The organism is Pseudoduganella violaceinigra DSM 15887, assembly GCF_000425385.1.
Taxonomy (GTDB): Bacteria; Pseudomonadota; Gammaproteobacteria; order Burkholderiales; family Burkholderiaceae_D; genus Rugamonas; species Rugamonas violaceinigra.
The window spans coordinates 4,713-12,957 of the sequence record NZ_KE384362.1; the positions used below are offsets into that span (position 1 = coordinate 4,713).

Below are 8,245 nucleotides of genomic sequence, written 5' to 3' on the forward strand. Positions count from 1 at the left end.
GCCGTCGCGCGTGGTGCTGGTCACGCGGTTCAGCTTGTCGTAAACATGCGTGGTGGCGATGCCGCGCTTGTCGGTTTCCTTGGTCTTGTTGCCGTTGTCGTCATACTCGAACTTCAGCACCTGGTTCAGCGCGTCGGTCACCAGTACCGGACGGTTCAGGGCGTCGTACTGGGTGGTGGTGCTGTGGCTGAGCGGGTCGGTTTCCCTGGTCTTGTTGCCAACCTTGTCGTACTCGAAGACGTGGGTGTAGCCCTTGGCGTCCTTGCTCAGGATTACGCGGTTGAGCTTGTCGTACTCATAGGTCGTCTTGTTGCCGCGGCCGTCCGTCAGGCCGGTGCGGTTGCCCATCAGGTCGACCTCGAAGACCAGGTCGCGCCCTTCCGGCTGGTGGCTGGCCTTCAGCTGGCCCAGCGCATTGTAGTCGTGCGTGGTGGCGTTGCCGTTGGCGTCGGTCTGGGACAGCACGTTGCCGTCGGCATCGTAATCCCAGGCGCCAAGCTTGCCCAGCTTGTCGTAGCTGGCGGTACGGCGGTCCAGCTTGTCGTAGGTGTGGCTGATCGCGTTGCCGTTCGGCTCGGTCTGGCCCACCAGGTTGCCCAGCCCATCGTAGCGGAAGGTCGTCACGTAGCCTTCGGCGTCCTTCAGGTCGATCTTGCGGTTCAGCTCGTCATAGCTGTACAGCGTCACGCTCAGGCGCGGGTCAACCACCTTGATCAGGTTGCCTACCTTGTCATAGTCGCTGGTCGTGACCTTGCCGTCCGCGTCGATGCGGTTGATCAGGCGGTTGCCGGCGTCATACTCGAACTTGGTGGCGTTGCCGCGCGCATCCGTTTCGCGGGTGCGATTGCCGTTCTTGTCGTAGGCGTAGCCCAGGCTGCCGATCGGGCGGGTCACCGTCACCAGGCGGTTCATCGCATCGTAGCTATTGCTGGTGGTGCGGCCTTCCGGGTCGGTGGTGGACAGCAGGTTGCCGACGTTGTCGCGCTCCATGGTCCAGCTGCCGCCGGCGGCGTCCGTCGTGCCGGTGCGGAAGCCCAGCGCATCGTAAGCATGGGTGGTGGTGCGGCCCAGGCCGTCCTTTTCGCTGGTCACATGGCCCACGCCGTCGTAGCCGTAGGTGGTCTCGCGGCCCAGCGGCTCGGTGCGCAGGGTCAGGCGGTTGGCCGCGTCATAGGCGAACGTGGTCTTGTTGCCGCGGTAATCGGTTTCCCATGTCTTGTTGCCGACATCGTCATAGCCCATGGTCTTGCTGCTGCCATCGGCGCGGGTTTCCTTCACCGGATGGTCGTGCGGCGAGTATTCCCAGGTGGTGCTATTGCCCTCTTCGTCCTTTTCGCTCAGCTTGTTGCCGACTTTGTCGTAGGTGAAGGTGCTGACACCGCCCTTGGCGTTGGTGCGGCTGGTGATGCGGTCCAGCAGGTCGACTTCGTAGGTGGTGCCGTGGCCCAGTGCGTCGGTCTTGCGGATCACCTGGCCGCGCTCGTTCAGGTCCATCAAGGTCGTGGCGCCGAGCGGATCGGTGACGCCAACCAGGTTGCCCTTGGCATCGTAGCGGTAGGTAGTGGCGCCGCCGCGTGCGTCCACCGACGACAGCAGGTCGCCGGCGTCGCTATAGCTCTTGGTGATCTTGCCACCGTCGGGGTTGTCGATGGTGATCAGATTGCCCTTGTTATCACGGCCGAATTTGGTCGTGTGCTGGTTGCGGTCGGTCTCTTCCAGCAGCTTGTCCTTGATGTACGGGCGCTGGGTCTGGATCAGGTAGCTGCGCTTGATCGCCTTGCCGCCTACGGTTTCGCTCGCCAGGTTGCCGGCCGCGTCGTACGCGAATATGGTCTCGATGCCGCGCGGGTCGACTTTGCTCAGCATCTGGATGTCGTCGGTCGCCCAGGTCATGCTGGTGGTACCGGCGCCGTCGATGATTTTCAGCGGCGAACCGAACGGGTTCAGCTCATAGTCGGTCGTCTTGCCGTTCTGGTTGGTGACGGTGGTCTTGGTGAAATTGCCGATCTCGTAGTCGAAGCGGATCGGGCCGGTTGGCGTGACCACCTTGCTGACCACGGTCTGCGGTACGGCGAACGGCATGCCACCGTTTGGCAAATTCAGCTTCAGTTCGTAAGGCGTGTACTCGTAAGTGGTCTTGCGGCCATTCGGGTCGGTATAGCCGATCAGCTGGTTGCGCTCGTTGAAGTCCGGGGAGTTGACCTTGTAGTCGAAACCTTCGCTGCGGCCGTTGCCGCTGGCCTGGACCAGGTTGCCGAAGTCGTCATACTTGAAGTCCATTGCAACGCCGGGGCCGCTGACGGCGCGCAGCAAGGCGCGTTTTTCGCTCCATCCACGGCGTGTCACAACTGCGTCCGCATAGTCGAACTTGAGCATGCGGCCATCGTTGGCGGTGACCGTCTTCAGCAGCGGCGCCGGACGGGCTTGCATGTCGTAGGTCAGCGTCAGCGCGTTGCCGTTGCTGTCCTTCACCGACATCAGTTTCCATTGGTTGCGTTCATCGACAAAGCCGTAGTGGTATTGCGTGCCGTCCTTGCTGAAGAAGTCGAAATCGTTGCCGTCGCGCACCAGCGTCGAGTGGTAGCCCTTGGCAGGGGTCAGGCCGCCCTTGGCGTCCGGGAAGAAGACCACGTTGCCGCTGTCGCCGCCGCTGACCACCACGTTGCCGCAGCGGTTGATGTGCACGCCGGAGTCCCAGTTGTGGCCCCAGTTCATGCCCATAGGACCCAGCTGGCCGTTCACGCCCGTGCTGTAGGTCGGCTGGAAGCGCATGGACGGGCCGCGGCCCGGCTCGGAGAGCGGATATGGCTGCACCGTCAACGTGCCATCGCGCACTTTGACACCGTGCACCAGCACCTGCCCTACCGGCAGCGGATTACTGCGCTGGAATTGCGAACCAAAACCGGACTGGGTGCTGTCGGTCAGGCCAGGGTCGGCGGCACTGACCGCACTGAGCGTCATCAGGAAATCGCCGGTGCCGATCTCGCCCGCCGGCAAAGGCAGGTCAAAGTCGCCCGCCTCGTAGGATTTGTTTGCGAACAGGCTGCGCTTGGCGCCCACCGGCTTGCCGTCCACGCCAAGCGACTGGATTTCCAGCTTGGCCACGACCGGGGAATTGAAGCCAAAGGTGGTCGTGCCGTTGATGTCGCAGCTGCGGTTGTTGATTTCGTCGACTTCCAGGCTCGGCGAAGTCGCGTGCAGGTGGGAAATCAAGCGCGGCCGGGTCGGCAGCGTCACACGCTCGGAACGCAACTCCACCTTCGAGTCGCGGTTCAACACGAGCTGCGCCTGATAGACCTTGCCGGGTTCGAACGCCATCCCGCGCGGGACCAGCGCCTTGCCTTTGCCGTCGACCACGGCAGCCCTGATCACGCCGACCATGGTGTTGTTTTCGTACAGGTCCACATCGACTTCCGTGGTCCGGTACTCGCGCGGCGCCACCTCGAATTCAATGCTCAGCGGCTTTTCGCTGCGATTGCGATTGTCTAGCGCGATCTGTCCTTGGGCATCTTTGGGCGTCACATCGGTGATTTTCGGCTGGACCGAAAATACCGTGGTCCAGGAAGGCGTCGTGTTATAGAGCCCAATCCTGGTCATGCTCAGGGCGTTGTTCGAAATGATCGGGTATTCGACCACCATGCTGGCGTCGCCGTTCACCCGGTTGAGGGCGGGCGACGGACCCACGGTGACTTTCGTTTCGTAGAGGCCTTTGCCCACGTGCGTGGTGCCGTTGGACATACCGCCATTGCTGACAGTAAAGACCACATTGTCCGCATCCTGGCGCTCGTGCTTGACGAACGGGAAGGTGTACAGGATGGGTTTTCCGCCGCTGCTGCGCACTTCCCAGTTGTATTGGGCGTGCATCACCGTCGCGGTGACCGGCTGCTTGTATTCCTTGCCAGGCAAGGCGGCGCTGATCCAGTTGCCGTTGTTGTCGGTAATTCCGCCTTCGACAATGACGGAGATCCAGCCGAAGTGGCTTCCCACCTCCCGCTCGCCGCAGCTTAAGGCGCCTTTATATGTTGCCGTCTGCTTGACGCCGGCGGCGCTGGCCGTCACCACGTTCAAGCCCGCCGCGTCGTTCGACAGGATCACGCCGAGCGCGACCGTGCCGTCGCTGACGGTGCTCAAATTGATGCTCGGCTTGCCGCATTCGCCCAGAACCGGGCTGGAGACGTCGCAGCGCTCAGGGCCGGTGAAGGCGCCGTTGAAGAGCGCGCCGGGCCTGAAATACTTGTCCGCCTGATCCGATTCGCAGACGCGCACCGAATCCATGCGGGCCGACACGTCGATATTGGCCAGCGGGTTGCCGAACTGGTCCGCCGCCTTGATCCCGAGGGTGTCGCCCCACAGGGCCGGCATGCCGAATTCCACCGGCGCGCTGGTGCGAACCAGCTGGGTCAACTTGTCGGGGCGTGCCGTCGCGTCGAACGGCACGTCGATGTGGACTGCGCCGCGTTCCGACGCCACCTCGGCATACACCAGGTGCTGGGAGACGCGGGTCGTTGTTTGATCGTCCGGGTTAATGTAGGTGTAGTACGCGTTGTCGGCGGTATTCTGGCCCAGCGTCAACTGAACCGAGGCAATACCGGACGCATTGGTCAGCACGGTCGTGGAAGATTGACCGCCCACGGTGCCGCCGCCGGCGCCCACGCGGAACGTCACGGCCGCGCCCACCACCGGTATGCCGTCGGCATCCAGGGCCGCCACCGACAAGGGCTGGTCGAGCACCTGGCCCGCCGTACCCGTCTGGCCATCGCCGACGCCAAGCTTGAGCAAGGTGCGTACTGCGCTGGCATCGGCATTGGCATCGTGGCCATTCTGCGCCGCGAGTACCGCGGCCAGGAAGGACAGGGTCCAGGCTTTCGGTTCGGTGGCGGTGGCACCGCCATGGATGCCGCCGGACAGGAAGTAGCCGCTGGCGCCGCTGGCATGGTCGATCGCGCGCCAGCCGGAGCCGCTCCAGCCGGCCACGTTCAAGGGCCCGGACGGGATGTCAATGCGGTAGCCAAGGCGTGCCAGGTTGCGCACGCTGTCCTTGACCGCTTCCGTATGGCTGGTGGCATCGAGCTGCGCCAGGTTGGAATTGTCCAGGCGTAGCAGCGCGACTTTCCTGGCTTTGGCTTGCGCCAGCACCTGGTCCGCCGAAACGGCGTCCACGCTGAATTGGCGGCCGGGGACCGCCGCCTCCAACGAAGAGCCGTGCAGGCCGGACAGTTGAAGGAAATCGCGCGCGCCGCTGCCCACCGCATCGACCGGGTGCGACAGCGCGTCCATCGTCACACCCTTCCACTCCAGGGTGTAAGGCGTCTGGCCGTGGTAGAGCGTATCGAAACGATCGGTCACGATCAGCAGCGATGGCACGGGACGCACGGCGCGTGCGCCAGCCAGGGCGGCCAGTTGGTCTTCACCTTGCGTCCAGGCACGGGCATATGCCACGCCCACCCCGTCCAACAGCCGCATGGCCTGGCTATCGGCGTCGCCAGCTTCGGCGGTGCCCGGCCGTGTGACGGCGTTGCCGGCCATCACCAGCACCTGGTTACCGCCTGTTGCCAGAGTCTGCGTCACGCGCTGGCTACCGAATGGGCCGGCGAACTCCACATCGAGTTTCAGGTCGCTGCCTGCGGACAGGCCCTCACTGGCGCGTGCCAGCACGTGGCCGCCCAGGGCCAGTTGCGGACGCAGCTTGATCAGGTAAAGCGGCACCGCATCCTGGCCGCCCATCAGCAGGCTGAGGCGGTGGTCCTCCAGCGATGCCGGCTGATAGGTCAGCGACACACGCTGGTTCAGGGCCTGGTACAGCGGCAGGTCGGTGGCCAGCACGGTACGGCCGGCGCTGGCCAGCTTGATCCTGGCCTTGACGATATAGGCGTCGCCGAGCCGGGCCTCTTCGGATGTTACGGCGACAACAGTGTAAGGCAGCGAATTGGGAAGCAAGCTCAGGTTCAGGGGCACCAGGGTCTGGCGGCCCAGTGCAGCGTCAAAGTCGGCGGCCGCGCCGCTGCGGGACTGCAGCAGGTCGGTGCCGCGGCGCTTGACGAATTCGGCGAAGGACTCGCTGCCCGGTTTGGCCAGATAGGCCTCCTGCAGCGCGGCAGCGCCGCCCAGGTCCGTCAGGCTCAGGCCATTCGCGCTCCAGCTGCTGGCCTTATAAGACGGGTCGAGCGGGATCCAGGTCTTGCCGGAGGCATCGACCATGGCGCCGCGGTAGTTGGTATACGGCACACGCGCCGTCACCCAGGTATGTTCCAGCGCCACCGCAACCTGCTTGCCGCCGCGCGCCACACCGCTGAAGGCCACGCCGGCCTTGGCCAATGCCGCCGGCACCTGGGCCGGGTCCGGCAGGCCCAGGTCCTGGGCCACTTTTTCCAGCGGCAGTTCGATCACGCCGTGTACATAACGGGTGGGCAGCGAAGCGGCGCGCAGCAGCGCCACCAGCAGCGCGGCCTGGTCGACGTCATTGCCGCTGCCGCTGCGCAGGGTGCCAACGGCGCCCTGCACTGCGCCCGCGTACCAGGTGGTTTTCGTGTTGTTGCGAACGTATTCGTAAATGCGCACGTAATCGTTGCCCAGCTCCTCGGCCTTGGCAACGATCTCCTGCGACAGCGCGCCTTCCGGGGCGGCGGCACTGTCTTCCGGCGCACCTGCCGCGTCGGCCTGGCTGGCATATGCGGGAGTGACCACGGGCGCCAGGATCGGCGCCCGGCTGGCCAGATTCAGGCCGCCCACAGGCAGGTTCAGGGCGTGCAGGACATTGTCGCTGGTCTTCTTCGGCGCTGCGGCCTGCAGCAGTGCCAGCGCTTCAGCGATAGCTTTGCCGTTGTCTTTTGGTGCTTCCCTGGCGGCACTCTTGTCCGCGGATTGCTTCGGTGCCAGCAACGGGTCGAGCAGTTTCACTACCTGCTCCCGGCGGGCCTTCAGGGTGTCCGATACGCCGCGCTGCGCCGCCACGTAGGCAGAACCCTCTTCACTGCCTGCCAGCTTGCTTTCCACACTGCGGTGGCGCGCGGCCATCAGCAGCGCCGCACCTTGCCATTCGCGGTAGGCGGCTGCCGCCGCTTCCGGGCTGCCCTTGCCTTTCCAGCTTTGCAGGGCGGAAGCCAGGTTGGCTTCGGCGCCTTGCAGCTGGCGCAGGGTGGCGGCGCGGTCCAGGCGCGGGCTGCCTGTTGATGGATGGGCCTGCAGGTATTGGCCGATCATGGCGGAGGCATCCCCGCCGGCGGCGATCCGGTCGACGATCTTGCGTTCAGCCGCCTTTTGGTCCTGCGCCGTGGCGCCGGTTGCGGTGAAGATTGCCAGCACGGCGGCCACGGTGGCGCGCCAATTCAAGCTGCATTTCATACTTTGCATTCCAGTGTGGTGTTGCTTAGGTGTTTATTCTTGTGTTCTTTGGGCCCATCAAGGCCCTGGGGTGAACGGCGCCTGGGCGATTTCCGCCGGGCCGATCCAGCTGGCCGCAAACACGGAGCCCTCTACCCTGCCGGCGTTGCCCTTGACGCAAGCTTGTGGCGCCAGCAGCGTGCCCCAGACGGTGCCGCCAGGTAGCGTCAGCACATCGGTGTCGTACAAGTTGTACAGCACGCGCGCCTGGATCGCCTGCAGCGGCGCATGGTTCCAGCCAATGACGACCTGGCGCTGCGCATCGCCACCGACATTCAGCACAAGCCAAGCGCCCGGTTTAATGTTCGACAACACCAGGGTCTTGCCGCTGGCGACCTGCATCGCCTGCAAGTTGAATACTTCCATTGCGGCGCCACTGCCCGTCAAGGTGATAGTGCTGGTCGACTGGATGGTCTTGCCGGTGGCGGCCCGCCCTTTCAGACTGGCCGACAGCATGTCCAGCCAGGCGATTTCGGCCGGAAAATCGAGCACCGCCGCGTCCTGACGCAGGTCGAGACTGGCGGAGGCGCTTTTGATGCCCGCGCCCACTGTGCCATACCCTTTTCGTCCGCTACTGCTCCAGATGTCGCCAGCGGTATAGGCGGTTACATTGCGGCGCACCACCAGACTGGGCCCGGCGTCGTCGCTGGCGGGCAGGTTGCGGCCAACCTCCAGTTGCGCCGCATCCAGGTTGCGCCCCACCGCCAGGCGGCCTTCCACCTTTTTCAGGCCGCTGGCGTCGCCGTAGAAGAAGCCGGCATAGCGCCCGGCTGCTCCCAGGTCGAGCTCCTGCGCCAGACCGGGTCCAGCCCAGGCCAACCCGAGCGCCAATACCACCATGCTTGTTGCCATGCTACGTTTCATT

At 64.6% G+C, this 8,245-nt stretch carries 2 protein-coding genes; both read right to left on the reverse strand.

Annotated features, from left to right (window positions below):
- A partial coding sequence (locus H597_RS32925) for a transglutaminase domain-containing protein (RefSeq protein WP_035375476.1) occupies positions 1-7,341 on the reverse strand: 7,341 nt, incomplete at its 3' end.
- 57 nt (positions 7,342-7,398) lie between these two features.
- Positions 7,399-8,244, reverse strand: coding sequence for a choice-of-anchor A family protein (locus tag H597_RS0128940; RefSeq protein WP_161630659.1), 846 nt, complete (start codon positions 8,242-8,244; stop codon positions 7,399-7,401).
- Position 8,245 lies beyond the last annotated feature (1 nt).